Source organism: Rhodococcus sp. NPDC056516, assembly GCF_042794655.1.
Taxonomy (GTDB): Bacteria; Actinomycetota; Actinomycetes; order Mycobacteriales; family Mycobacteriaceae; genus Rhodococcus_F.
In genome coordinates, this window is the sequence record NZ_JBHTTG010000020.1 from 1 (window position 1) to 1,572 (window position 1,572).

Consider the following 1,572-nt stretch of genomic DNA (forward strand, 5'->3'; position numbering starts at 1 on the left):
ATCTGCGACGGCACCATATACGACGGCAACACCACACCCAACGAATCCACCAGTGCCGCAGCATCAACCACCGCACCCGACGCCGGCACCACATACCCCACCAACTGATCACCGGTCACCGTCGACACCACAGCCACCGACGACACAGACACCGACACATCAGCCACCAACGCCGACTCGATCTCCCCCAACTCGATCCGCTGACCACGGAACTTCACCTGAAAATCGGTACGACCGATGTACTCGAGCTCACCCGACACACCCCACCGCACCAAGTCCCCCGTGCGATACATCCGCGAACCCACGCCGCCGAACGGATTCGCCACGAACCGATCCGCCGACAAATCCGGACGAGAAACATACCCACGAGCCAACTGATCACCCGCAAGATACAACTCACCCGCAACACCCACCGGCACCGGACGCAACCGCGAATCCAACACGAAAACCTGCGAATTCCACTGCGGCACACCAATAGAAACCACACCACCATCGACGGCGCCCGTCACATCCGCGAACGTGATCGACACCGCAGCCTCGGTCGGACCATACAAGTTGTGAACCCGCGCACCCGACACCACACCGAAATCACGCACCGCCTGCGCCGGCAACGCCTCACCGATGACGAACACATCACGCAACGAACCCAACAACTCCGCAGACACCGCACCCGCGAACACCGACAACATCGTCGGCACGAAATCCGTCACCGTCACACCCTGATCAGCGATCACCGACGCCAAATACCCCGGATCCCGATGACCGTCATGCGTGGCCACCACCAACCGAGCACCCACCGCCAACGGCAAGAAGAACCCCCACAACGACACATCGAACGTCGTCGCAGTCTTCTGCAAATACACATCCGACCCGGTCAGAACATACTGACCCTGCATCCACGCCATCTGATTGACGATCGCCTCATGCGAAACCGCCACACCCTTCGGCTTCCCCGTCGACCCCGACGTGAAAATCACATACGCAGCATTCGAACCACGCAGCGGCGCAACACGATCCACATCCAACACCGGCGCATCCGAGAACCCGGACACATCCAACTCGTCGATCAACACCACATCGAACTCACCCGGCAACACCACACCGTCACCAGCAGTGGACAACACACACACCGGCGCCGCAGTACCGAGAATATGACCATTGCGCTCGACCGGATGATCCGGATCCAACGGCACATACGCCCCACCCGCAGCAACCACCGCATACATACCCACCACAAGATCAACCGACCGACGCATCGCCAACGCCACCAACGACTCCGGCCCCACACCCACCGAAACCAAATACCGCGCAAGGCGATTCACCCGAGACCCGAACTCCGCATACGACAGAGACTGCCCCTCGAACACCACCGCCACCGCATCCGGAGACGCCGCCACCTGCGCAACAAACCCGTCGAGCAACAAAGCACCAACAGTCAACTCGTGAACAGTGTCATTGACCGCCACCAACACCTGCGAACGCTCGTCCTCACCGAGCAACTCCACATCCCCGACAACCGAATCAGGCTCCGCCACCATCGCTTCCAGAACCCGAACCAACCGCTCCGCAAAC

General features: G+C 60.5%; 1 protein-coding gene. It reads right to left on the reverse strand.

Annotated features, from left to right (window positions below):
* Positions 1-1,572 (reverse strand): amino acid adenylation domain-containing protein (locus ACFQ6Y_RS30315; protein ID WP_378640538.1); only part of this gene is annotated, 1,572 nt, incomplete at both ends.